The following is a 23924-nucleotide window of genomic DNA, read 5'->3' on the forward strand; positions in this document are numbered from 1 at the left end:
ATCGCAGGCGATGATGTCCCCTGTGGGAGCGGGTTTACCCGCGAATGTGCCCGTACATGCAACATCGTTGCCTGAGCTGACGCATTCGCGGGTAAACCCGCTCCCACAGTTACTGTGTTGCATGATCCTGTGGTGCTCGCTCTCGTTAGCCCACGCCGCCCCCACCCACGCCCTCACCGTCTACGCCGAAGCCCCGCGCTACCCCGCGAACTTCCGCCATTTCGACTATGTAAACCCAGACGCCCCAAAGGGCGGCAGCCTGCGCCGCTCGGCCATCGAGATCGGCAACTTCGACCATATCCTGCCCTACATCGACAAAGGCATCGGCGTCAGCCAGGTCGATGGCTGGCTGTACGCACCGCTGGCCGTGCGTTCGCTCGATGAGCCCTACACCGTCTACGGCCTTATCGCCCAGCGCATGGAGCGCGGCCCCGACGACGCCTGGCTGCGCTTCTACCTCGACCCCCGCGCTACCTTCGCCGACGGCAAGCCGGTACGGGCCGAGGACGTGCGTTTCAGCTACGAGCTGCTAATGAACCAGGGCAGCCTCAAGTTTCGCACCCAGTTCGCCGATGTCGCCGCGGTCACGGTCGAAGGCCCGCGCCAGGTGCGTTTCGACTTCAAGCAGCCCCATGGCCGCACCCTGGCCCTGGAACTGGCTGGCCTGCCGGTGCTGCCCGAGCACGACTGGCAGCAACGCGACTTTGCCAACGGTGCCGGCTTCGACAAGCCGGTCGGTAGCGGCCCTTACCGCATCGGCAGGATCGACAACGGCCGCAGCATTACCTTCGAGCGCGATGCGAGCTGGTGGGCCCGAGACCTGCCGGCCGTCCGCGGGCTGTACAACTTCGCCCGCATCGGCGTCGAATTCTTCGGCGACACCGAGGTGGCCCGGCAGGTCCTCAAGGGTGGAGGCTACGACTACAACCGCGAGTATTCCGCCACCGCCTACACCCTCGGCTACAACGGTGCGCCCCTGGATGACGGGCGCCTGCAGCGCGCCCACCTCGCCCCGGCGAAACCGCAGATCGCCCAGGGCTTCGTATTCAACCTGGACAAGCCGCAGTTCAAGGACCGCCGCGTGCGCCAGGCCCTGGGCATGCTCTGGGACTTCGAGTGGAGCAACCGGCAGATGATGCGCAACATGTACATCCGCCAGCAGAGCCTCTACTCCAATACGCCTCTGGCCGCCCGCGCCCTGCCCGACGCCGAGGAACTCAAGCTGCTCGAGCCGCTGCGCGGCCAGGTGCCGGACGAAGTGTTCAGCCGGGTTTTCAGCGCGCCGGTCACCGACGGCTCCGGCATCATCCGCCAGCAGCAACTGCAGGCGCTGGCGTTGCTGCAGGACGCCGGCTGGCATCCCCAGGGTGATCGGCTGGTGAATGCCCAGGGCCAGCCGCTGAGTTTAACCTTCCTCAATGGCCAGTCCGGTCTGGAACGCCTGCTGCTGCCGTGGAAACGCAACCTGGCGCAGATCGGCGTCGAGCTGAACATCCGCAACGTCGACTCCGCCCAGTACGTCAACCGGGTGATGGCCCGCGACTACGACATGATCGTCACCGGCTACCCGGTAACCCTGTCGCCGGGCAGCGAACAGTACAACTACTTCGGCTCCGCCGCGGCCAACGACCCGGGCTCGAACAACCTGATGGTGCTCAAGGATCCGGCGGTGGACCGCCTGCTCGACGGCCTGGTGCGCGCCACCAGCCAGGCCGACATGCTGCACCACGCCCGCGCCCTGGACCGGGTGCTGCAATGGAACTACTACTGGATTCCCAACTACTACCCGCCGGGCAGCTCGACGGTGTGGTGGAACCGCTTCGGCCTGCCCAAGGTACAGCCGGCCTATGACGAAGGCCTGGATACCTGGTGGGAAGTCAGCCCCCGGGCGCTGACCAACCCGCAGATGGCCGAGCGCCTGCGGAGCAAGCCATGACTAGCTATATCCTGCGCCGCCTGCTGCTGATCATCCCCACCTTGCTGGCCATCCTGCTGGTGAACTTCGCCATCGTCCAGGCCGCGCCCGGCGGGCCGGTGGAACAGGCCGTGGCGCGCCTGCAGGGCATCGGCGGCGGCGCGCCGGGCGCCCGGGTCGAAGCAGTGCAAGGCGAGTCGCGGGCCACCCGCGGCCTGGACCCGAAGCTGATCGAGGAGATCAAGCGCCAGTACGGTTTCGACAAGTCCGCGCCCGAACGCCTTTGGCTGATGCTCGGCCAGTATGCGCGGCTGGACTTCGGCCAGAGTTTCTTTCGCGGTGCCACGGTCACCGAGCTGATCGTGCAGAAACTGCCGGTGACCCTGTCGCTGGGCTTCTGGGCCACGCTGATCACCTACCTGGTGTCGATCCCGCTGGGCATCCGCAAGGCGGTACGCCATGGCAGCCGTTTCGACGCCTGGAGCAGCGCGCTGATCGTGATCGGCTACGCCCTGCCCTCGTTCCTGTTCGCCCTGCTGCTGATCGTGCTTTTCGCCGGCGGCACCTCGCTCAACTGGTTCCCGGTGCGCGGCCTGGTCTCGGAAGACTTCGACCAGCTCAGCCTGCTGGGCAAGGTCGCCGATTACTTCTGGCACCTGGTGCTACCGGTCGGCGCGCTGGTGATCGGCGGCTTCGCCACCCTCACGCTGCTGACCAAGAACGCCTTCCTCGACGAGATCGCCCGCCAGTACGTGGTCACTGCCCGGGCCAAGGGCCTGAGCGAGCGGCGGGTGCTCTACGGCCATGTACTGCGCAACGCCATGCTGTTGGTGGTGGCCGGCCTGCCCCAGGCGCTGATCACGGTGTTCTTCGCCGGTTCCCTGCTGATCGAGGTGATCTTCTCCCTCGATGGCCTCGGGCGCATGAGCTACGAGGCGGCGGTGTCGCGGGACTACCCGGTGGTGTTCGGCACCTTGTTCATCTTCACCCTGGCCGGGCTATTGATCCGCCTGCTGGGCGACCTGTGCTACACGGTGCTCGACCCGCGCATCGACTTCGACGCGAGGGGGCGCTGATGTTCTCGCCCATCGCCCGGCGCCGCCTGCGACGTTTTCGCGACAACCGCCGCGGCTGGATCTCGCTGTGGCTGTTCGCCGGGCTGTTGCTGCTGAGCCTGGGCGCGGAACTGGTGGCCAATGACAAGCCCTTGCTGCTGGGCTACCAGGGCGAGCTGTACACCCCGGCGCTCAAGCGCTACACCGAGCAGCAGTTCGGCGGGCAGTTGCCGTTCCAGCCTGACTACCGCAGCCAGTACGTACGCCAACTGATCGAAGGCCAGGGTGGCTGGATGCTGTTCGCGCCGATCCCGTTCAGCGCCGATACCCCCAACTACGACCTGCAGGTCCCCACCCCCAGCCCGCCCAGCGCGAGCAACTGGCTGGGCACCGACGACCAGGGCCGCGACGTGCTGGCACGGGTGCTGTACGGCACGCGTGTCTCGCTGCTGTTCGCCTTCGCCCTGACCCTGCTCAGCGTGCTGATCGGCGTCACGGCCGGTGCCCTGCAGGGCTACCACGGCGGCTGGGTGGATTTGCTCGGCCAGCGATTGCTGGAGGTGTGGTCGGGCTTGCCGGTGCTGTACCTCTTGATCATCCTGTCGGGGTTCGTCGAGCCGGACTTCTGGTGGCTGCTGGGGATCATGGCGCTGTTCTCCTGGCTGACCCTGGTCGATGTGGTGCGCGCCGAGTTCCTCCGTGGGCGCAACCTGGAATACGTCAAGGCGGCCCGGGCCCTGGGGCTTTCGGACACCCAGGTGATGCTGCGGCATATCCTGCCCAACGCCCTGAACGCGACCCTGACCTATGTACCGTTCATGCTCACCGGGGCCATCACCACCCTCACCGCGCTGGACTTTCTCGGCTTCGGCATGCCCGCCGGCAGCGCCTCGCTGGGCGAGCTGGTGACCCAGGGCAAGCAGCACCTGGAGGCGCCGTGGCTAGGCTTTACCGCATTCTTTGCCTTGGCGTTGATCCTGTCGTTGCTGGTATTCATCGGCGATGCGCTGCGCGAGGCGTTTGATCCTCGCACATAGCCGCTCCTACATGTCCGGCATACATTTCGACTATGGGTATCCCTTCCATGCACGACAACCTCAAGGACTACCCCCAGGTCCGCCAACTGGCCATCCGCTCGCTGTTCGAGATCATCGAGCAATCCAGCGAAGGCACGGTGATCGTCGATCGCCAGGCGCGCATCGTCTGGATGAACGAGCGCTATGCCCGGCGTTTCGGCCTGGAGGATGCCGCCAGTGCCATCGGCCAGCCTTGCGAGGCGGTGATACCCGGCAGTCTGATGCGCGAGGTGGTGAGCAACGGCAAACCGATCCTGCTGGACATGCTCGACACGCCGAACGAGCCGCTGGTGGTGATGCGCCTGCCGATCCACGACGACCGGGGCGTGCTGATCGGCGCCATCGGCTTTGCCCTGTTCGACGAGCTGCGCAGCCTGTCGCCGCTGCTCAAGCGCTACGCCAGCATGCAGCAGGAACTGGCCTCGACCCGCTCCCAGTTGCGCGCCCGCCAGGCCCGCTACAGCTTCGCTCAGTTCGTCGGTAGCAGCCCTGCCTGCCTCGAGGCCAAGCGGCGCGCCCGCCGCGGCGCGACCAGCGACTCGCCGGTGCTGCTGCTCGGCGAGACCGGCACCGGCAAGGAACTGCTGGCCCATGCCATCCACGCGGCCTCGGCGCGGGCGCACAAGGCGTTCGTCAGCATCAACAGCGCGGCAATCCCCGAAGCGTTGCTGGAGGCCGAGTTCTTCGGCACCGCCCCCGGCGCCTTCACCGGCGCCGATCGCAAGGGACGCAGCGGCAAACTGCAACTGGCCGAAGGCGGCACCTTGTTCCTCGACGAGATCGGCGACATGCCCCTGGCCCTGCAGAGCAAGCTGCTTCGCGTGTTGCAGGAGAAGGAGTACGAGCCGGTGGGCAGCAACCAGATGCTGCGCAGCGATGTGCGGGTCATCGCCGCCACCTCCATCGACCTGCAGGCGGCCATGGTCCGGGGGACGTTTCGTGCCGACCTGTACTACCGGCTGAACGTGCTGCCGGTGCAGGTACCGCCGCTGCGCGAACGCCGGGAAGACCTGCCGGCGCTGTGCGAGGCGATCCTTGCCGAGTTGGGCAGCCAGTATGAGCTGGAGGCTGATGCCCAGGCGCTGTTGGGGCGGCATGCCTGGCCCGGGAATATCCGGGAGCTGCGTAATGTGCTGGAACGGGCGACCCTGCTGGCGGACCAGCCACGGCTGGGCGTGCATGATCTGATGAACGCACTGGGGCCGTTGAGCCCGGTGGCCGAGACGGCACCGCAGTTGGGGTACCGGGAGGCCTGTGCGCAGTTTGAACGCGGGCTGATTGTGCAGGCCTTGGCACGCAGTGGCGGGAATGTGCCGGAGGCGGCAAAGGCATTGGGATTGGGGCGCTCGACGCTGTACAAGAAAATGGTGGCGCTGGGTATTTTGTCTCAATAAAGAGATTTACGTTTCAAAATAGAGACTATGGCGAGGGCTGCGCCCTCGATCGCGGGACAAGCCCGCTCCTACAGGGATTGGCGATACTCGCAAATACACCGCCCCCTGTAGGAGCGGGCTTGTCCCGCGATGGCCTTCAGCCAATTGCATCTCCAAACAGAGACAACAAATTCAACAAAAGAACATTTATTCAATTAAATCAATTAGTTAGACACATGGCACGATTCCCGCTATCTCCCCGGCAACCATAAAAACAACACCCTGGAGATCCCCCCCGATGACCGTGCTCATCGCCCTCGCTGCCCTGGCCCTTCTCATGCTCGCCGCCTACCGCGGCTACAGCGTGATCCTCTTCGCCCCCATCGCCGCCCTCGGCGCCGTGCTGCTCACCGACCCCGCCGCCGTGGCCCCGGCCTTTACCGGGGTGTTCATGGAGAAAATGGTCGGTTTCATCAAGCTGTACTTCCCGGTGTTCCTGCTCGGCGCCGTGTTCGGCAAGCTGATCGAGCTGTCGGGCTTCTCGCGCTCGATCGTCGCCGCCGCCATCCGCCTGCTCGGCACCCGTCAGGCCATGCTGGTGATCGTGCTGGTCTGCGCCCTGCTCACCTACGGCGGCGTGTCGCTGTTCGTGGTGGTGTTCGCGGTGTACCCGTTCGCCGCCGAGATGTTCCGCCAGAGCGACATCCCCAAGCGGCTGATCCCGGCGACCATCGCCCTGGGCGCGTTCTCCTTCACCATGGACGCCCTGCCCGGCACCCCGCAGATCCAGAACATCATTCCCAGCACCTTCTTCAACACCACCGCCTGGGCCGCGCCCTGGTTGGGGCTGATCGGCACGCTGTTCGTGTTCTGCGCCGGCATGCTCTACCTGCAACGCCAGCGCAACAAGGCCCAGCGCAAGGGCGAAGGCTACGGCAGCAACCTGCGCAACGAGCCGGAAACCGCCGACGACATCAATCTGCCCAACCCTTGGCTGGCTCTGGCGCCGCTGCTGATGGTGGGGGTGATGAACCTGCTGTTCACCCACTGGATCCCGCAGTGGTACGGGACCAGTCACACCCTGCAGTTGCCGGGCATGGCCACGCCGGTGCAGAGCGACGTGGCCAAGCTCACGGCGATCTGGGCGGTGCAGGCGGCCCTGCTGGTGGGCATCCTGATGGTACTGGTGTGCGCCTTTGGCACCATCCGCCAGCGCCTGGCCGAAGGCACCAAGAGCGCCGTGAGCGGCGCCCTGCTGGCGGCGATGAACACCGCCTCGGAATACGGTTTCGGCGCGGTGATCGCCTCGCTGCCGGGCTTCCTGGTCCTGGCCGATGCCCTGCGCGGCATCCCCAACCCGCTGGTCAACGAAGCCATCACCGTCACCCTGCTGGCCGGCATCACCGGCTCCGCCTCCGGCGGCATGAGCATCGCCCTGGCGGCCATGAGCGACAGCTTCATCGCCGCCGCCAACGCGGCGAACATCCCGCTGGAGGTGCTGCACCGGGTCGCCGCCATGGCCAGCGGCGGCATGGACACCCTGCCGCACAACGGCGCGGTGATCACCCTGCTGGCGGTGACCGGGCTGACCCACCGCGAGGCCTATAAGGACATTTTCGGTATTACCCTGATCAAGACCCTGGCCGTGTTCGTGGTCATCGCCACGTTCTACGCCACCGGCATCGTATGAAGGAGAACGGCATGACGCTCAAAGGCAAGACCGCACTGGTCACCGGTTCCACCAGCGGCATCGGTTTGGGGATAGCCCAGGTGCTGGCCGAGGCCGGCGCTGACATCCTGCTCAATGGCTTTGGCGACCCGGCAGCCGCCATCGCAGAAATCAGGCAGCACGGGGTCAAGGTGGCCCACCACCCCGCCGACCTGTCCGACGTGGCGCAGATCGAGCAGATGTTCGCCCTGGCCGAGCGCGAGTTCGGCGCGGTCGATATCCTGGTCAACAACGCCGGTATCCAGCACGTGGCGCCGGTCGAGCAGTTTCCGGTGGAGGCCTGGGACAAGATCATCGCGCTGAACCTTTCAGCGGTGTTCCACGGCAGCCGCCTGGTCCTGCCGGGCATGCGCGCGCGGGGCTGGGGGCGGATCGTCAACATCGCCTCGGTGCACGGCCTGGTGGGCTCCACCGGCAAGGCCGCCTACGTCGCCGCCAAGCACGGCGTGGTCGGCCTGACCAAGGTCATCGGCCTGGAGACCGCCACCAGCAACGTCACCTGCAACGCCATCTGCCCGGGCTGGGTGCTGACCCCGCTGGTGCAGAAGCAGATCGACGACCGCGCCGCCAACGGTGGCGACGCACAGCAGGCGCAGCACGACCTGCTGGCCGAGAAGCAGCCTTCGCTGGCCTTCGTCACACCCCGGCATCTCGGCGAGCTGGTGTTGTTCCTGTGCAGCGAGGCCGGCAGCCAAGTGCGTGGCGCCGCCTGGAACGTCGATGGCGGCTGGCTTGCTCAGTAAGCGGCTAGAATGATGGTCGGGGTTGCGCATTCTCTGTGTGTAGGAGCGGCCTTGCGCCGCGAAAGGGCCGCAAAGCGGCCCCGGCGATCGATGATTTGACAGCAATGGTTGGGGCTGCGATGCAGTCCTTTCGCGGCACAAGGCCGCTCCTACAGGGGTTGCGGATACCCTGAAGAGGTGAGTGGATCAGCAATCACCGAGGGTCCCGGCATGAACGATGTACTCTGGCGCCCCTCCACCACCCGCATCGAAGCGAGCCGGATGGAAGCCTTCCGCCGCCGGGTCAACCGGCGCTTCAACCTCCAGCTCGACAGCTACGCCGCCCTGCACCGCTGGAGCATCGAACAGCGCCCGCAGTTCTGGCAGGCCCTGGCCGAGTACTTCCAGGTGCGCTGGCACACGCCACCGGCAAGCATCCTCGAGGAAGGCGAGCACATGACCGAGGCCCGCTGGTTCCGCGGTGCCACCCTGAATGTCGCCGAGCACCTGCTGCAACGCCGCGACGACCGCCCGGCCGTGGTGGCGGTGCGTGAGGACGGCGCACGCCTCAGCCTCACCCACAACCAGCTGGCCGCCCAGGTCGCCGGGCTGCAACAGGCCTTCAGGCAGGCCGACATCCAGCCCGGCGACCGTATCGCCGCGGTGATGCCCAACACCTGGGAAACCCTGGTGGCCATGCTCGCCGCCACCAGCCTCGGCGCGGTCTGGTCCAGTTGTTCACCGGAGTTCGGCACCCATGGCATCATCGACCGTTTCGGCCAGATCGCGCCCAGGCTGCTGGTGGCCTGCGCCGGTTACCAGTACGCCGGCAAGACCATCGACCAGGTGGAGAAAATCAACCAGGTCGTGGCCCAACTCCCCAGTGTCGAGCGGTTGCTGGTAGTGCCCCACACCCGGCCGAAGACCCGCGCCGATGAGTTCAGCACCTAGCAGACCATGCTGTGGGATGACTATTTCACCCCGGGCGGCACCCCGGACTTTACCGCCCTGCCCTTCGACCATCCGCTCTATATCCTCTACTCCAGCGGCACCACCGGCGTGCCCAAGTGCATCGTCCACCGTGCCGGTGGCGTGCTGCTGCAACACCTGAAGGAACACGGTCTGCACAACGACCTCAAGGCCGACGACGTGCTGTTCTACTACACCACCTGCGGCTGGATGATGTGGAACTGGCTGGTCAGCGGCCTGGCGGTCGGCGCCACCCTGGTGCTGTACGACGGCTCGCCGTTCCACCCAGGCCCCGAACGCCTGCTCGACCTGATCGACGCCGAAGGGATCCATGCCTTCGGCACCAGCGCCAAGTACCTTGCTGCCCTGGAACAGGCGGGTGTCGAACCGGCAAGCTCCCACCGCCTCGACAGCCTGCGGCTGATCCTCTCCACCGGCTCGCCGTTGTCACCGCACAGCTACGACTATCTCTACGCCAAGGTGAAGGCCGACGTGTGCCTGGCGTCCATGTCTGGTGGCACCGATATCGTCGCCTGCTTCGTGCTTGGCAATCCGCTGCTGCCGGTGCGCCGGGGCGAAATCGCTGGCAAGGGCCTGGGCATGGCGGTGGACGTGTGGAACGAACAGCGGCAGTCGATCACTGGCGAGAAAGGCGAGCTGGTCTGTGTCCAGCCCTTCCCTTCGATGCCACTGGGCTTCTGGGGCGACGACGACGGCAGGCGCTACCATGATGCGTATTTCAGCCAGTTCGAGGGGGTCTGGTGCCAGGGCGACTATGCCGAGCAGATCCCGGGGGGGGGCCTGGTGATCCACGGCCGTTCCGATGCGGTGCTCAACCCCGGCGGCGTGCGCATCGGTACCGCGGAGATCTATCGCCAGGTGGAGAAGGTCGAGGAGGTGCTGGAGAGCGTGGCCATCGGCCAGGACTGGCACGGCGACGTCCGCGTGGTGCTGTTCGTGCGCCTGCGCGACGATCTGCAACTGGATGATGCCCTGCGCCAGCGCATCCGCCAGGTGATCCGTCAGTACACCACGCCGCGCCATGTGCCGGCGGTGATCGCCCAGGTCGACGACATCCCGCGCACCCTCAGCGGCAAGCTGGTGGAACTGGCGATCCGCAACGTGGTGCATGGCCTGCCGGTGAAGAACACCGACGCCCTGGCCAACCCCGAGGCGCTGGAGCAGTTCCGCGGCCGCCCGGAGTTACGCTGATGACGACATCAGGCATAATGTCGCCCTTTTGCCCAGAAACACAGGTACCCCCATGAAAGCCCAAGCCCGCCATATCCTGGTCAAGACCGCTGACGAAGCCGAAAAGCTCAAGCAGCGCATCGCCAACGGCGAGGCCTTCGACGTGCTGGCCAAGAAGTTCTCCACCTGCCCGTCCGGCAAGCGTGGCGGTGACCTGGGCGAAGTGCGCCCGGGCCAGCTGGTCGGTGCCATCGACCAGGTGATCTTCAAGAAGCCCCTGCGCGTGGTGCATGGGCCGATCAAGAGCAAGTTCGGTTACCACCTGGTGCAGACCTTCTACCGCGATTGACGTCCTCAGCGCCGGGCGGCCAGCAGGCCGATGCCGGCGCAACCCAGCAGCGACGCGCTGATCCGGTTGAACAGCCGCCGTGGCCCGGGCCGCTCGAACCAACGCTGCAAGTAGGCGCCGAGCCCGGCATAGATGGCGATGGCTGCCCACTCCAGCAGCAGGAACAGCACGCCCAGTTGCAGGAACTGCTCGCTCACCGGCGTTGCGCTGCCCACCGAGACGAACTGCGGCAGAAAAGCGGTGAAAATCAGAATGGCCTTGGGGTTGCCCGCCGCCACCCAAAACTCCTGTCGCGCCAGTTTCCAGGTGCCGCGCGGCTGCTCGCCAGCCACCGCCGCCTCGCCGACAGGCGCCCGCCACAGCTGCCAGGCGATATAGAACAGATAGCCCGCGCCCAGCAACTTGATCGCCAGGAACAGGTACTCGCTGGTATGCAGCACCACGGCCAGGCCCATGGCGGCCAGGGCGATCATGCCGCTGAAGGCGAGCAGGCGCCCGCCGCCGGCCACGCAGGCGGTGCGCAGGCCATAGCGGCTGGCGTTGTGCAGGGACAGCAGGTTGTTGGGCCCCGGCGCCATGTTCAGGGCGAAACAGGCGGGGATGAACAGCAGCAGGCTCGACAGGTCCATTATTCTTCTCCAGCGGGACCGTCGCAGCGTCGCGTCCGGCGGGCAGGCGCGTCAAGCACAGTGACGCGGCAAATGGCCGGAACAGTAGGTAGACGCTAGACTGGCGCCCTGCGCCCACCTCCAGGCCCCCTCTCCATGACCCCTTCGAGCAGTGAAATCTGGCACGATCCGGCCCTGCCCTACGTCGAGAGCCGACGCGCTTGCCACAGCCGCGCCTGCTACAAGGCCCACAGCCACCCGAGCGTTTCCATCGGCGCGGTGGATGCCGGTCATAGCCGCTTCACCGGGGCAGGTGACGGACAGGTGCGCCTGACCCCAGGCACCTTGGTGTTCGTGCCAGCCCAGCGGGTGCATGCCTGCAACCCTGAGGCCGGGCAGGCCTGGAGCTACCAGATGCTGCACCTGGACGCCGACTGGCTGCGCTGCCTGCGCCTGGAGTCGGGCAGTGCCGCCGACCAGCCCGGCGCAGCGGCCCGGGTCAGCCGCTCGGCGGCGCTGTACCGGCAGTTCTGCGAGCTGAACACCCTGCTGTTTTCCAAGGCGACAGCGTTCGAGAAAGAAGCGGCATTAGTGGCTTTTCTTGGCGACAACGACTTCTCCATCTATCCGGACCTGCCACCCGCGCCGCCCTTGCCGCCGTCGACACTCCGCGACTTGTTGGCCCATGCCGAGGAGCAGACGCTGGCTGAACTGAGCCTCGACGGACTGGCACGGCTGGCGGGCATGGGGCGCTATCAATTGATCCGTGCCGTCAACATCGCCACTGGCATGACGCCCCATGCCTACCTGCTCAACGCCCGAATAAACAGGGCCCGGCAACTGTTGCGCCAGGGCCGGCCGCTGGCGGAAGTCGCTTACCGCCTGGGCTTTGCCGACCAAAGTCACTTCCAGCGGGTGTTCAAGGCGCATGCAGGGGTAACGCCGGGGACCTATCGCGCAGCCATGCAATAATCTTCAATACCCGCCCTATTGCCCGGTCACAGACTACGGCTTCCTCCTTCTGGAAGCCCAACCATGCAACTGTTCCTGTTCATCGCAACCGGCCACTTTCTCGCCCTGCTCTCCCCTGGCCCGGACTTCTTCCTGGTGGCCAGGACCTCGGCCAGTGCCGGTTGGCGGGTGGCCAGTGGCGCCTGCGCAGGCATTGCCCTGGCCAATGGCGTGTTCATCGGCGCGGCGTTTGCTGGAGTGTCGTTCCTGCGCGACGGCAGCCCGCTGTTCGTCGCCCTGCAACTGGCCGGCTGCGGCTACCTGCTGTACATCGGGCAACTGTTCCTGCGCCATGCTGGAAAGAGCGGCCTGACGGGGGCTTGCGCCAACGCTTCATCGCGCGCCAGTAGCTGGCTGAATAGCCTGGGCATGGGCTTCGCCTCGGGCATCCTCAACCCGAAGAACGCGCTGTTCTACGCCAGCCTGGCCAGCATGATCGCCAGCAGCAGCACCTTGGCCAAGCTGGCCTACGGCACCTGGATGTTCGCCATCGTCCTGGCCTGGGACCTGCTGGTGGCCGTGGCCATCGGCAATCAGCGGGTGCTGCGCCGCTTCGCTCGCGCCCTGCCCTGGCTGGAACGAGCCTCGGGGGCGATGCTGATCCTGCTCGCCAGCGGCGTGCTCACGCACCTGGCCTTGGGCTGAGCAGCGTCAGCCACCGCAGCTCGAGCAGGCTGAAGTGGCCACGGCTCCAGCCGCCGGTGTCCAGATGCCAGACATTGCCCAGCACCTTCATCTCCAGCACCGGTGTGTGCCCGACCAGCAAGGCCCGCAAGCCCTTCACCGGTCGACTGTCGCCCTCCTTCAGGCGCCGTCGCGACCACTGGCACACCTCGCGCACCTGCAGATCGCCCCCGGCCTGCAGGTTCGCGCACAACCGCTCCCAATCGTCGAACGGGCTGTCGGCGTGCAGCAGCCCGACCGGACCGTCGGGTGTGTCGACCTGCAGCGCGATCGACAACCGCTCGAACACCTCGACGAAACGCGCCTGCTCTGTTTTCGGAAGGTCGAGAAACCAGCCGCCGCCGGCCGCCCGGTACATCTCCAGGTCGACCCGCCCGCCGCGCAGGTGATTGACCGCCAGTGACTCGTGGTTGCCTTGCACCGCATGGAACCAGGGCTTGGCCAGCCACTCCAGTGCTTGCGGGCTTGCAGGCCCACGGTCGACCAGGTCGCCGACGCTGAACAACCGGTCGACCGCCGGGTCGAAAGCCACGGCCTCAAGGCACTGGCGCAAGCGCTCGAAGTGCCCATGAATATCACCCACGGCCAGGTCACGCCCGTGGGTATTGGCGGTCATCCGCCGAAAAGCGCTCATTGCATCAGTCCTCTGCTTATGCCCCATACCGGCGTAAAATAGGCAGGCAAGCCGCCCAACCCCGGAGGTGCATCATGCGTACCACCCTGGCCAGCGCCCTGTTGCTGGTGCTGGCATTCGACAGCATGGCACAGGGCGCTCCGACCGCGCAGGTCGAGGTGCGTTTCGACCACCCGGAAAAATTCCGCGATGCCAGCCTCGACAACCGCGGCTACCCCCAAGGCGCCGACCCGCAGGTGATGAAAGCCCTCACCCAGCACCTGCAGAAGCTCGGCCAGCGCTACCTGCGGCCCGGCCAGCAACTGGTCATCGACATCCGCGACATCGACCTGGCCGGACGTTTCGAGCCCTGGCACAGCCAGGCCTACGATGTGCGCTTCATGCGCGAGGTCACCTGGCCCAGCATCGACCTCGACTACACCCTCCAGCAGCCCGGGCAACCCGCGCTCAAGGCCCAGGAACACCTGAGCGACAAGATGTACCTCAGCCGCCCCGGCCGCCTTGGCAGCAACGACCGGCTGTATGCGGAAAAGGCCATGCTCGGCGATTGGTTCCGTCAACGCTTCGCACCGCCGTCCTGATCGTCAGCGCGCCAGCCGGCGCAGGGCGATGGGCGCGATCAGCCGATGGAACGGAGCCACCGGCAGCATGTACAGGCGGCCCAGCCAGTTGTGCGTTCGCACCACGGTGCTGACCAGCACCTCGCACCGCCCGGGGGCGGTCGGGCGACGCATCAGGGCAATATGCACGTCCAGGTGGTGATCGCAATCGGCCAGCAGCACCTCATGCTCGCTGTTGCTGACCAAAGTGAAGATGCCCACCCGCTCTCCAGGCTGGTAACTGCCCGGTGCGCGGGCCGGGTCGATGGCGGTCAGCCGGCCCAGGTTCTTCAACCCGAACAGCCCGACCAGGCGGTTGCGCAACACCATCATTTCGTCGATCCAGCCGGGCATGCTCGTCATCAGGCGCAGGAAATACGCCATGGCGGGCTGCCCATCGTCCGCCAGGTCGATGGCCCGGCAATGGCGGAAGCCCGCAACTTCTGCATGCGGGATAATCAATGAATCAACAGGTATGGCGGCGCGGCTCATCGAATCCTCATCCATGAAAGTGCTGCCTCACGACTGGTGAAGGCTGCATGCCCGATAGTATCCTCGGCGCTCGTACTCACGCCAGGGATCAGGCCAGATGAAATACCTGTTGTTGACACTGGGCAGCTACGCCGGCAGTTATTATCTGGTGGGGCTGTTGATCCGTGGTCGCCTGGCCGACCTCGCCGAAGGCTTGCGTCATCGCCCCGATGCACCATCACCAGGCCTTTACTTGCGTGAGGTCGAATCCCACGCCCGACGCGCCCACCGGCATTACAGCCTGGTCGTCGGAACCGTCCTGGCATTGTTGGCGTTGCTGGCCTGTGTCTGGCTCGCTTGAAATGCTGGGTTCAGGCAAGCCAGCCGGCGTGCTTCGGACAAACTGATCTTGGGTATGACAGTGTCCGGAATACGTGACGAGGCCGACAGGTTGTAGGCGCGGAAATCGCGGTTTAGCACCTGGTCCGCCATCAGCGACAGCGACGGCAGGATGCGGCGTTCCCAATGCTGGTCAAGCCCACAAGGCGAGCGCGCCTGCCCCTCACGCTCGTAGAACCGCCCGGCGGACTGATTCATGTCCAGCCCCACCAGTAGCACGTCATCGAAGCCCAGGTGATAGGCCAGCTGCAACGCCACATAAGCCACCGTGCGCGCATCGAAGAAGCCGTGGGAGAGATCCTTGCTGAAGCCGATCGAGCGGGAGCGCTTGCTCCACAACGCGCGGTTGCGCACATAGACCCCATCACGCGCGCCCAGCCAGTCTGCAAGGCCAGGATCCTTCGCCTTGCTCAGCGGGTAGCAGACGGTGCCCGGCGGCACCTCGAGCGACTCCAGTTGCTCCGGCCACAAGGCCAGGTGCGCACTGGTGCGCACGGCCGTGGCGAACAACTCGGGTTGCTGGCGAGGAAAGTCCCGGTCAGTGCACAAGTAGAAGAAGGGCCCCAGGCCGACGGCGTCGAGCATGGCGATGGAGCCGTTCATGGCGATCACGGGCACGCTGGAAAATTCAGCAATGGGGAAGTCCTTGGCCGATACGCCGGATCCTAGAATCACGACTGGCCCCTGCTGGGTATTGCGACACGCCTCGAAGCTGGAGAGCGCCCCACAAGCAGCATACGGCTGCGAGGGAGAAGAAGACATTGGCGAGTGAAGTCCTTGAAGATACACGCAGGCACCTTACAGTTCTTCACAATTCAAATGAACAATTTTACAAAAATCTTACAGAACCGAGACACCCCACGCCTCGCAGCCTAGAACGCCAGTGCCAGGCTCTGCCGTCCCTCCAGCGCCAGCAGGAACTGCTTGGCCGGCAATCCACCAGCGAAACCGGTGAGGCTACCCGAGGCTCCAATCACCCGGTGGCATGGCGCGATGATCGAGATCGGATTGCGCCCGTTGGCCGCGCCCACCGCGCGGACCGCGTCGGGCTTGCCGATCTGTCGGGCAATCTCTCCGTAGCTGCGGGTCTGGCCGAAGGGAATGGTCAACAGCGCCGCCCAGACCTCACGCTGGAACTCGGTGCCGGCGAAGTCCAGTTCCAGCTCGAAGCGCTGGCGTTGCCCGGCAAAGTACTCGCCCAGTTGGCGGGCGGTCTCGCGCAGCACGCCGTGCTGGTCATCACGGTGCAGTTCGCCCAGGCGCACCCGGTTTTCCCGCTCGTGCTCCCACAGCACGGCAGCCAGCCGCTCACCCCGCGCCACCAGGGTCAGGGGGCCGACAGGCGATTGCATGAGGGTGAAGGCACAGGACATGACAGGCTCCGGCAGGACGACGATCACTGCACTGTACCCATCGCGGCGTGCCGGCGCATCCGCTTTCTTGCCAGGTCATCGCCACTGGCCAGCCCAGGCCTGCGCCCCGTACACTGAGACGCCACTCGTTTTTCAAAGGATGGAAACACAGTGAACGACGCATCGCCCGACATCGTCATCGAACGTTTTGCCGAGCAGCACTTGCAGGGCATCGCCGCGCTCTACAATGAACCAGCCGTGTGTCGCCAGGTGCTGCAGATGCCCTATCAGTCCGTCGAGGTCTGGCGTGAACGCCTGGCCGCCTATCACGAACGCCAGGTCCGCCTGGTGGCGGTGCACCAAGGCCAGGTGATCGGCAATATTGGCCTCGACCAGAGCACACGCATCCGCCAGGCGCACCTGGGCGAGCTGCTCATGGGCGTTGCCCAGGCCTGGCAAGGCAAGGGCGTCGGCTCACGGCTGATGGCCGCCATCCTCGACATTGCCGACAACTGGATGAACCTGCGTCGGGTCCAGCTCACCGTCTACGCCGACAATGAACCGGCGCTGGCGCTGTATCGCAAGTTCGGCTTCGAGACCGAAGGCCGGCTGCGCGATTATGGCGTGCGCGACGGGGTGTACGTCGATGCGCTGTGCATGGCGCGGATGCGTCAGTCGTAGAACGCCATGCCCGCGTAGGGCTTGACCCGACAGGCCGCCAGCCGCGACTGCAGATCGCCGACATGGGCTTCGAGCTGGTGGCCGTCCGGGTCGAGGAAGTACAGTGAGTCGCCCTCGCTGCTGTCCTGTTTCCACAGCCGTACGGCATGCTTACGCAGGCGCTGGGCGAATGCGGCGAAATCGGTCTGGCGGATGGAAAATGCGTAGTGCGTGTAGTTACGCTGCAAGTCGCCCGCCTCGATCTGGTCGACCGACAGGCACAGCCAAAGGTCGCCCAGACTCAGGTAGGCACCACGGTCCCAATGTGCATCGAGCTTGAAGCCCAGGACCTGCTGGTAGAACACGATGCTGGCCGGCAGGTTGGAAACCGCCAGGGTGAGATGGTTGAGTCCGTTCAACATGAGCAGCACCTGAGGTGAAGTGGGGCATGATCGCTTCACGGGGCGCAATGGAAACGAGCGCGCCCCGCTACGCTGCGATCATACCCGCGAACACATCAACGCGGCATCGAGCAGGCGCCCCTTGTCATACCAGGCATCACGTTGGTAGGCGGAAAACTGCTGCCGCCCTGCGGCGCCTTGAACCTTGACCAGCCCCTCGGCCTTGTTTGGATCGGTGCTGGCGACAAACAGCTCCAGGGCGCCCTGGTTCTGCACGACATAGGTCTTGGCCGAATCGGGAAGCTCGGCCTTGACGCAATTCAGGTACTCCGGCGGGCTTTTCGCGGTCATGCCGAAGGTGTTGTCGCGGCCCGCACGGATATCGGGATCGTGTGCGCAGCCCACCAGCAACAGGCTGGCGGCCACTGCCATCATCAAACGGCTCATACAGACTCCAACCACCCCAGCAGGAAGCCCTGGACAGGGTCAGACAGCCACCACCCTTTTTAATAGTCTGCTTACGATCTACAAGACTAGCCTCAGGTGACGGGCGCGGTAGGCCGGTTCGCTATATCGCCTGGCTTTCAGGCCGGCCTGTCGATTCGGTAGAGCACATGCGGCCGCAATGCATTGCCTTCAGGCACCGTCGGGTCGGGGAAGTCCTCCGCCGGATCCGAACGCATACCCAACCGCTCCATCAAAGCCCTCGACGGGGTGTTGATGCTGGAGGTGTAGCCAATGACCTGCCTTAGCCCAAGCGTCGACCACGCGTGCTCCAGGCACGCGCTGGCCGCCTCGAATGCGTACCCCTGTCGCCAGTGGCTGCGCCCGAGGATCCAGCCGATTTCGACGTGCGGGCCGCCCGGTATCTCATCCCCGGTCAAGGACAGTCCAAGCCCGCCGACCAACACGCCATCGACCTTGCGCTCGACAGCGACGAAACCGAAACCATGGACCTGCAGATGTTGGTCGCAGTCCGCGAGCATCGACTGGGTTTCATCGGGCGACAGTATCGCGGGAAAGTAGTACCGCCTGACTTCGGGGTCGGCATTGATCAGGGCAAAGGTTTCGATGTCCCGCTCGGCCCAGGGACGCAGGACAAGACGCGGTGTTTCGATGAACATGGAGCGAGCCCTCACCGGCTTGATGTCTGCAAGACCTTGAAATCTAGCACAATTGCCACGCTGGTAAAGGCACCCAACGATGCGTCCAAATGCTGGGCGTTGCGAGGCGAGATCGCTAGAATGCGCGCTGCATTTTGAAAGGGATTTCACGCGATGATTTCGACAGGTACCGTGCCAGCCCGGCGCGTCGACCACTGGATTGCATTAGTCGCAGTGCTGTGGGCCATGACCAGCGCTACCCTCCTCACCCGGTTCGATGAATACTTCTGGGGCAATTTCGCACTCTTGCTGGCACCTCACGCCATCGTACTGGGCGTCTTGCTGATATTCAGAGGGCCATGGGCGGTATTCGCGGGCACGGAGATAGCGATGGCACTCTTCCTGAGCCTCTTCGGACTCTGGTTCTCCACGGGAGGGCGTGCCGAGGCAATGGCTTGGCTATGGTACTTCTTCAGTTTTCCCGGTGCCTTGGCTGGCGGTTTCCTGGCCATGCTTCGAACCAGGGATGCCACGCCACTGATCGCCGTGTCCCTGACTGCCAGTTGGGTCTTCGCAGGGATGCTGGTCGACCTGGCCAGCGTCTTCCTGTGGCTTTGGTAATGCCTGCCAGCCCGAGGACACACTTATGGACTCCGGCCGTGAACCGACCGGAATCCATGCAGGTCAATCAACCCTGATCAAGGTTTTCCGAACACGTAGAAACTCAGGTTGGCCGAACTCTTGCCGGCGGCGAACAAGCCACGCAGACTGCTCATCGAAACGCTGCGAATGTTGAAGGTCTCCTGGGCGGAGTAGTTCGCATCGATACTGACGTATTGCAGGTTCTTGTCGCTGCCGCCAGAGTAGTCCAGGCGCACCATGAACGTGCCCGCACCGGCGGTAGTCCTGAGGATGAAGGATTTGTACTGCTGGATCTGCGCTTCGACGAAGTTCGCGCCGGCCCGCTCTCCCTCCTTGCCCTTCACATCGCAACGACCGCTGCTCAGGTAGGTATAACCCGGAGGTACCTGGACATCGGCGGCCAGTTCTTCATCAAAAGCCTTTTGTTGCTGTGCCATGACTCATGCTCCTTATGAGTGGGACTTGCTTACCGCACGGGTGAGTGTACTAGCGTCCAGTGGGTCGGCTTGTCCAGCAGACAAGCGGAACACTCGCTTGAATATCAATTCGACCACACAAACACTCAAAAAGACTTGCCGGTGCAAGCCCCGGTTCAGGGGCCGTATCCCCAGGAATGGGGTCAGACACTGGCCTGCAGGAACACAAAGATCGCCACCACATCCACAGCCAGCACGGCAGCCACGACAAAGCTCATGAAATAGAAGTCATCCTGGAACATGTCTGCTCTCCCGCATGATCGGTTTCCTGGGTTCAAGCAACTCCCATTCCAGCCCGACAGCGCCAGGACAACGTCCATTGGTCAGGCGAGACGGGCGTGTCAGGCAAACAGGCGTTTACTGATGGTCATGCCCTCTGGCTCTCGCAAGGATGCCCATCAAGGTGTGCCCCCATGAGACGCATCCAGAAGATCATCCAGCAGCGCCGCCGGCAGCTGCATGTCCACATTCCGCCCAGCGAATTGAAGGGAATGCAGTGTGGCGATGGGCCCGGCACGGCGAAACCGCTGCCACCGCGAGAGGTTCGCCAGGCGGGAATGAGAAGAGCCGCGCTTGAGGGATCGACCACTGACTGAACAGGCCCTGCCCAAGCTGTTAGAGTGAGCCGGGAGCCAGATCCAGTGAGGCCTGTTTACCAGTTTGGCGATAGACTCCTGCCCGGCCCAGACAGGCGATGCCAGGAGGCAATCAATGCAGCCAATCACTTTGCGCAAAGCGCTCCCTCAGGATGCCCTGTGTCTTGCCGCACTGGGTATCCAGGTATTTCTCGACACCTATGCCACCGAAGGCATACGCGACGCCATCGCCCAGGAAGCCCTGGACTCATTCTTGCCAGACAGCCTGTCGAAGGTGATTGCCAGACCAGATACCTTCATCACGCTCGCAGAGATTGACGGGCATCTGGTCGGCTTTGCCCAGGTCGCGATGAACACCAGCCATGAACGGATCGCCAGCCCGCGGGCAGGCGAGCTTCAACGCCTTTACCTGCAAGAGCGATTTACCGGGCAAGGCATTGGCCGGCGCTTGCTGGAGGCCGCCGAGCAACAGGCCAGGCTCGGCGGCGCATCATTCCTTTGGGCCACTGTCTGGGCAAGGAACGTGCGAGCATTAGAATTCTATCCTCGACAAGGCTACGAGTACTTTGGCTCGCAACCGTATACATTGCAGAACGAGACGCACGAAAACCAGTTGTTCGGTAAGTGCTTGTGAGCGCCGACTGGGTTCTCAGGTGGACGGCTCAGCGATGCCTCTCATAAGATGCGCCTCAAAGGATCTGGCTGGGGAACTAAATGTCGGGTGGGAGCATCACGTGCGGAACGTTCACGGGGCGAGATAAATCGGGGTCTTCGTTCGAGGCAGTGATCTGTGCCTCTCTCGATGGTTCCAAGCTGATCGACGACATCACAACCCAGCTCGAAACTCAGGATTACGTCCTTGTAACGGCCGACCAAGCGGGCGAGCTACTACCGCTACTACAAGTCTACCGGGCAGGCCTGGTGGCAGAAATCGGTCACTCCGATTGGTGGAAAGCCGTACAGGATGAAGCCCCCGGCATGGATCCGGTTTCAGCCAAATGGGGAGCCAGTAACGGCTGGCGACTCTACTGTACCGAGGATCTGATAGAGGCATGCAACACAGCATTGTCGCAGGCAAAGCCTGTATGCATTGCCTTTGATTGATCCTCTGGACTCACATGGACGCAGTTCACTTCAAGGAAGAAGAACAATGAAAACAGTGCTTGGCCTGTTGCTCTGCATAGGCCTGCGACAAGCCGTTATGTCGAGATCGAGGATGCCAGCCACTTCAGCTTCCTGCCAATGTGCAAACCCGGCGCGATAGCATTGCTCGAAGAAGACACACCAGGCGATGGCATCATTTGCCGGGACGGCGACAATGCTCGACCACGGGCAATGATCCAGCAGCAGATCGCCTCGCTGATCAGTGGGTTCCTGGCGCAGTCATTCAACAACTGAGGATCGCGGACACCGCTCGACGACCTATCCTTCAAGTTCAAGCAGGAGGGATGGGAAATGTGCGGACGGCTGAGCCAGTACCGCGGGCTCCATGACTTCGTTGAAACCCTGAGCATGCCGCGGGCCTGGCGGAACAATGTCGGTGAGCAGCCGCTCGGTCATTACAACGTTGCGCCGACCACGCAGGTCGCGGTGCTTAGGGTAGACGACGCAGGTCCGCGCGCGGACCTGGTGAGATGGGGATGGCGTCCACATTGGGCGACCGACCGGGCCACACCGATCAATGCCCGCATTGAAAAGGTAGCGCACGGCGCCTTCTTCCGGGCGATATGGCCATACCGGGCCATCACCCCGGTGGACGGCTGGTATGAATGGGTGGATGAAGGTGGGCCGAAGAAGCAGCCCTACTACATCCGCCGACGCGACGGTCGCCCTGCCCTGTGCGCCGCCATCGGCCAGTTCGCCGGCAACGATCATGACGGGTTCGTGATCATCACCGCCGATGCCCAGGGCGGCTTGGTCGACGTGCACGACCGGCGACCGGTTGTGCTGCCATCTGGCCTGGCTATCGAATGGATGTCGGCCCCTATGCCCAGTGAACACGCCGAGCAGTTGCTGCTCAACCTGGGCGAGCCAGCCGAGACGTTTGAGTGGTACCGGGTGGGTACAGCAGTGGGTAACGTACGCAATCAGGGACAGGAACTGATCAAGCCGATTCAGTGAGGGATGAGCGGCTGGAGACCCAGGGCGCGGATCCAAAGACATTTTCCAAGTCAGACTTTGCTGTCACTTTTGCCTTTCCTGGAAACCACCCCTCATCAGGGGCATAGCCTCTATAGAGCTATTGCGCTATGGTGCGCGACGGAATATTTGGAGCGGGGATGAAGGCGGCGCAAAGTCGCTGTGGCTCAGAGGTCAGAGCCTACTTTTTCAAGTTCATACCCTGCCCTGGCGAAACCAGTTAACCATTGCGAAAATTCATACTATACGGATATAAGATGAAGAAAATAGCAGCAATCCTGGCATTTTCAGCCCTGTTCGGATGTGCACACTAAAAGTCGCAATACGTTCTTGATGTGGAGAATGCTCCTGATCCGACCTCGCCCGAAGCGAAAGCTTCCGAGTGCTCCCGCCTTTTCAGTGAGATTGATCGCAACAACACGCCCATGGCCAAAAGCTATCAGGATGGCAGCTACTCGATGAGCAAACAGAATAAAAAGGATGCTCGCAACGAGCCCCATGGCACTGTTACTACTCGATACGGGTCAGTCGAAGACTTCCATCGGAAGGAAGCAGTATCCGGTAGGCCTCATGTGCGCCTGGCTTGAGTTCGGAGTTTTGCGAAGTCGCAATGTTCGGACACATGCCGGCACCGGTCTCCAGGCGGAAGAAATAGGAGCCTGGTGCGAGGTGGATGCGAATACCCTCGCCGGACCTGATGGCGAAGGCCTTGCGATTGTTCACATAGACGACATGGCTGCAGCCTGAGCCGTAGAATCCCTCGTCGCGCAGGAAGGTCACCGTCGACTCATCCGCCGACACCTTGCGGATGACAGACTGGTCGTAGATCCGCTCTGCCGGAATCTGCCTGGCGCTTCCTTCGGAAACCGGCGTCGTGGAACACCCTGCCAGCAGGACCAACGACGCCAGGCCAATCAATATGCGCATACCACTCTCCTTGTTCGGGCCCGAAATCTAACACAACAGGGTCCGGGTCGGTGCCCCTGGTAGAACAACTAAAAAGCCCGACACGATGGTCGGGCTCCATGTTGGGGAGTTACAGCCTTCCAGGCTCCGCCGATGCATTCACGGCAAGTTTGCTGGCCGGGTCAAAAGTGCAGGCGTATTTGTGTCTCAGGAAGTTTCCGAAACCGTTCTGGAACTTGACCTCATCACCCAGGTAGATGATCTCTCCACGCTTCTGATCACCCCAGGCAAGCTTCGAGAAAATGGGCGTAGTCATGCCGTCGGTCCATTCATAATCGAATTTTGCGAGCTGTTGGATGGCCGGTTGGCAGGCCATTATCGCATCGAACTGATTTTTCTCAGCCCAACACTGAAGATCGTGCCTGCACGCGCTGGCTACTTTCGCCTTGGTAGCCTCGGCCTGCTCGACCTTCTGCTTCTCGGCAGCGGCGATTTCGTCCTTGTGTCTGGTATAGCCCGCCGCATCGAGGCCCAGTGCGCTGGCCGCCTGATGTTCCTCGACGCTGACGAAACCCTGCTGGGTCGCTTGCCTGATGTCGCCACCCTTGACCACCGCCACCCCTGTGCCGACAAAAAAAGCTACGAAAGCGATGAGAAGACATGCGCCTACGTGCACTCTCGGCTCTGAGGTCCTGGGGATCACCTTCCATATGAGCGGACAGAAGAATGCTGTCGCGACTATGCCCAGCAAGCCTGCGATGACACTGGTAGAGAACCATGCAATGCTCAAGAAGCCTGCAATGATGACCAGGAACCAGCAAACGACCTTTCCTATTACTTTCCCCATGGGGCACTCCTTTGTTG

26 protein-coding genes and 2 pseudogenes are annotated in these 23924 nt (G+C 63.6%); 17 read left to right on the forward strand and 11 right to left on the reverse strand.

Features of this window, described 5'->3' with window-relative positions; all coding sequences use genetic code 11:
- Positions 1–10: 10 nt before the first annotated feature.
- From HU735_RS10240 to HU735_RS10275, 8 genes and pseudogenes are all read left to right on the forward strand, one after another.
- Entirely contained in the window at positions 11–1936 is a 1926-nt protein-coding gene (locus HU735_RS10240) for an extracellular solute-binding protein (RefSeq protein WP_186713387.1), read from the forward strand.
- Entirely contained in the window at positions 1933–2991 is a 1059-nt protein-coding gene (locus tag HU735_RS10245) for a microcin C ABC transporter permease YejB (RefSeq protein WP_186713388.1), read from the forward strand. The genes HU735_RS10240 and HU735_RS10245 overlap by 4 nt, the downstream gene beginning before the upstream one ends.
- On the forward strand, positions 2991–4007 hold the full coding sequence (locus HU735_RS10250; RefSeq protein ID WP_186713389.1) for an ABC transporter permease: 1017 nt from the start codon (positions 2991–2993) through the stop codon (positions 4005–4007). Before HU735_RS10245 ends, HU735_RS10250 begins: the two co-directional genes overlap by 1 nt.
- 47 nt (positions 4008–4054) lie before the next feature.
- Complete coding sequence (locus tag HU735_RS10255; RefSeq protein ID WP_186713390.1) at positions 4055–5440, forward strand: sigma 54-interacting transcriptional regulator; 1386 nt, start codon at positions 4055–4057, stop codon at positions 5438–5440.
- A gap of 277 nt (positions 5441–5717) precedes the next feature.
- A complete protein-coding gene (locus tag HU735_RS10260) occupies positions 5718–7109 on the forward strand; it encodes a GntP family permease (protein ID WP_186713391.1) in 1392 nt (463 codons plus the stop codon).
- 11 nt (positions 7110–7120) lie between these two features.
- Complete coding sequence (gene hbdH, locus HU735_RS10265; protein WP_186713392.1) at positions 7121–7891, forward strand: 3-hydroxybutyrate dehydrogenase; 771 nt, start codon at positions 7121–7123, stop codon at positions 7889–7891.
- 210 nt (positions 7892–8101) lie between these two features.
- Positions 8102–10051: pseudogene (locus HU735_RS10270) on the forward strand (acetoacetate--CoA ligase).
- Between the two features lie 52 nt (positions 10052–10103).
- On the forward strand, positions 10104–10379 hold the full coding sequence (locus HU735_RS10275; RefSeq protein WP_008095636.1) for a peptidylprolyl isomerase: 276 nt from the start codon (positions 10104–10106) through the stop codon (positions 10377–10379).
- A 5-nt stretch (positions 10380–10384) separates the two neighbouring features.
- On the opposite strand, the gene HU735_RS10280 is transcribed toward HU735_RS10275, so the two are convergent.
- The gene (locus tag HU735_RS10280; protein ID WP_186713393.1) at positions 10385–11008 is read right to left on the reverse strand and encodes a LysE family translocator; all 624 of its coding nucleotides are present in this window, start codon (positions 11006–11008) and stop codon (positions 10385–10387) included.
- Between the two features lie 135 nt (positions 11009–11143).
- Between HU735_RS10280 and HU735_RS10285 the strand changes: the two genes are divergently transcribed.
- Positions 11144–11959 carry an AraC family transcriptional regulator gene (locus HU735_RS10285; RefSeq protein WP_186713394.1) on the forward strand — a complete coding sequence of 272 codons (816 nt, stop codon included), beginning with the start codon at positions 11144–11146 and terminating at the stop codon, positions 11957–11959.
- Between the two features lie 63 nt (positions 11960–12022).
- A complete protein-coding gene (locus HU735_RS10290; protein ID WP_186713395.1) occupies positions 12023–12643 on the forward strand; it encodes a LysE family translocator in 621 nt (206 codons plus the stop codon).
- Here the strand turns inward: HU735_RS10290 and HU735_RS10295 are convergent.
- Entirely contained in the window at positions 12621–13316 is a 696-nt protein-coding gene (locus HU735_RS10295) for a metallophosphoesterase (RefSeq protein ID WP_186713396.1), read from the reverse strand. The two genes, HU735_RS10290 and HU735_RS10295, sit on opposite strands and share 23 nt — an antisense overlap.
- A gap of 74 nt (positions 13317–13390) precedes the next feature.
- Here HU735_RS10295 and HU735_RS10300 point away from each other — a divergent pair, with 74 nt between their 5' ends.
- Positions 13391–13897 (forward strand): DUF3016 domain-containing protein, encoded by a 507-nt coding sequence (locus HU735_RS10300; RefSeq protein WP_186713397.1) that lies wholly within the window; start codon positions 13391–13393, stop codon positions 13895–13897.
- A 3-nt stretch (positions 13898–13900) separates the two neighbouring features.
- On the opposite strand, the gene HU735_RS10305 is transcribed toward HU735_RS10300, so the two are convergent.
- Positions 13901–14422, reverse strand: coding sequence for a DUF2867 domain-containing protein (locus tag HU735_RS10305; protein WP_238349785.1), 522 nt, complete (start codon positions 14420–14422; stop codon positions 13901–13903).
- 82 nt (positions 14423–14504) lie between these two features.
- On the opposite strand from HU735_RS10305, the gene HU735_RS10310 reads away from it, so the two are divergent.
- The gene (locus HU735_RS10310; RefSeq protein WP_186713398.1) at positions 14505–14747 is read left to right on the forward strand and encodes a hypothetical protein; all 243 of its coding nucleotides are present in this window, start codon (positions 14505–14507) and stop codon (positions 14745–14747) included.
- Here the strand turns inward: HU735_RS10310 and HU735_RS10315 are convergent.
- Positions 14681–15547 (reverse strand): lipopolysaccharide biosynthesis protein, encoded by an 867-nt coding sequence (locus HU735_RS10315; protein WP_238349786.1) that lies wholly within the window; start codon positions 15545–15547, stop codon positions 14681–14683. The genes HU735_RS10310 and HU735_RS10315 overlap by 67 nt on opposite strands.
- Positions 15548–15657: 110 nt before the next feature.
- The gene (locus HU735_RS10320) at positions 15658–16158 is read right to left on the reverse strand and encodes a methylated-DNA--[protein]-cysteine S-methyltransferase (RefSeq protein ID WP_186713399.1); all 501 of its coding nucleotides are present in this window, start codon (positions 16156–16158) and stop codon (positions 15658–15660) included.
- A 150-nt stretch (positions 16159–16308) separates the two neighbouring features.
- On the opposite strand from HU735_RS10320, the gene HU735_RS10325 reads away from it, so the two are divergent.
- Positions 16309–16818, forward strand: coding sequence for a GNAT family N-acetyltransferase (locus tag HU735_RS10325; protein WP_186713400.1), 510 nt, complete (start codon positions 16309–16311; stop codon positions 16816–16818).
- Here HU735_RS10325 and fos read toward each other — a convergent pair.
- The 3 genes from fos to HU735_RS10340 all read right to left on the reverse strand — a co-directional run bounded on the left by fos (position 16809) and on the right by HU735_RS10340 (position 18322).
- Entirely contained in the window at positions 16809–17219 is a 411-nt protein-coding gene (gene fos, locus HU735_RS10330; RefSeq protein ID WP_186713401.1) for a fosfomycin resistance glutathione transferase, read from the reverse strand. The genes HU735_RS10325 and fos overlap by 10 nt on opposite strands.
- Before the next feature lie 78 nt (positions 17220–17297).
- The gene (locus HU735_RS10335; protein WP_238349787.1) at positions 17298–17645 is read right to left on the reverse strand and encodes a hypothetical protein; all 348 of its coding nucleotides are present in this window, start codon (positions 17643–17645) and stop codon (positions 17298–17300) included.
- Between the two features lie 137 nt (positions 17646–17782).
- Positions 17783–18322, reverse strand: a complete 540-nt coding sequence (locus HU735_RS10340; RefSeq protein ID WP_186713402.1) for a GNAT family N-acetyltransferase — start codon at positions 18320–18322, stop codon at positions 17783–17785.
- A 153-nt stretch (positions 18323–18475) separates the two neighbouring features.
- Here HU735_RS10340 and HU735_RS10345 point away from each other — a divergent pair, with 153 nt between their 5' ends.
- Complete coding sequence (locus HU735_RS10345; protein WP_186713403.1) at positions 18476–18922, forward strand: hypothetical protein; 447 nt, start codon at positions 18476–18478, stop codon at positions 18920–18922.
- Positions 18923–18999: 77 nt separating this feature from the next.
- Here HU735_RS10345 and HU735_RS10350 read toward each other — a convergent pair whose 3' ends face one another.
- Positions 19000–19380 carry a hypothetical protein gene (locus HU735_RS10350; RefSeq protein WP_186713404.1) on the reverse strand — a complete coding sequence of 127 codons (381 nt, stop codon included), beginning with the start codon at positions 19378–19380 and terminating at the stop codon, positions 19000–19002.
- 750 nt (positions 19381–20130) lie between these two features.
- Between HU735_RS10350 and HU735_RS10355 the strand changes: the two genes are divergently transcribed.
- The 3 genes and pseudogenes from HU735_RS10355 to HU735_RS10365 all read left to right on the forward strand — a co-directional run bounded on the left by HU735_RS10355 (position 20131) and on the right by HU735_RS10365 (position 22136).
- Positions 20131–20649 (forward strand): GNAT family N-acetyltransferase, encoded by a 519-nt coding sequence (locus tag HU735_RS10355; protein ID WP_186713405.1) that lies wholly within the window; start codon positions 20131–20133, stop codon positions 20647–20649.
- 551 nt (positions 20650–21200) lie between these two features.
- Positions 21201–21413, forward strand: a pseudogene (locus tag HU735_RS10360) (dienelactone hydrolase); the annotation flags it as partial.
- 57 nt (positions 21414–21470) lie between these two features.
- Positions 21471–22136, forward strand: coding sequence for an SOS response-associated peptidase family protein (locus HU735_RS10365; RefSeq protein ID WP_186713406.1), 666 nt, complete (start codon positions 21471–21473; stop codon positions 22134–22136).
- Between the two features lie 528 nt (positions 22137–22664).
- Here HU735_RS10365 and HU735_RS10370 read toward each other — a convergent pair.
- Both HU735_RS10370 and HU735_RS10375 read right to left on the reverse strand, forming a co-directional pair.
- Positions 22665–23081, reverse strand: coding sequence for a hypothetical protein (locus tag HU735_RS10370; protein ID WP_186713407.1), 417 nt, complete (start codon positions 23079–23081; stop codon positions 22665–22667).
- A gap of 109 nt (positions 23082–23190) precedes the next feature.
- The gene (locus tag HU735_RS10375) at positions 23191–23907 is read right to left on the reverse strand and encodes a hypothetical protein (RefSeq protein WP_186713408.1); all 717 of its coding nucleotides are present in this window, start codon (positions 23905–23907) and stop codon (positions 23191–23193) included.
- Positions 23908–23924: the final 17 nt, after the last annotated feature.

Origin of the sequence: Pseudomonas sp. BW16M2 (assembly GCF_014268865.1) — a bacterium.
Classification (GTDB): domain Bacteria; phylum Pseudomonadota; class Gammaproteobacteria; order Pseudomonadales; family Pseudomonadaceae; genus Aquipseudomonas; species Aquipseudomonas peradeniyensis.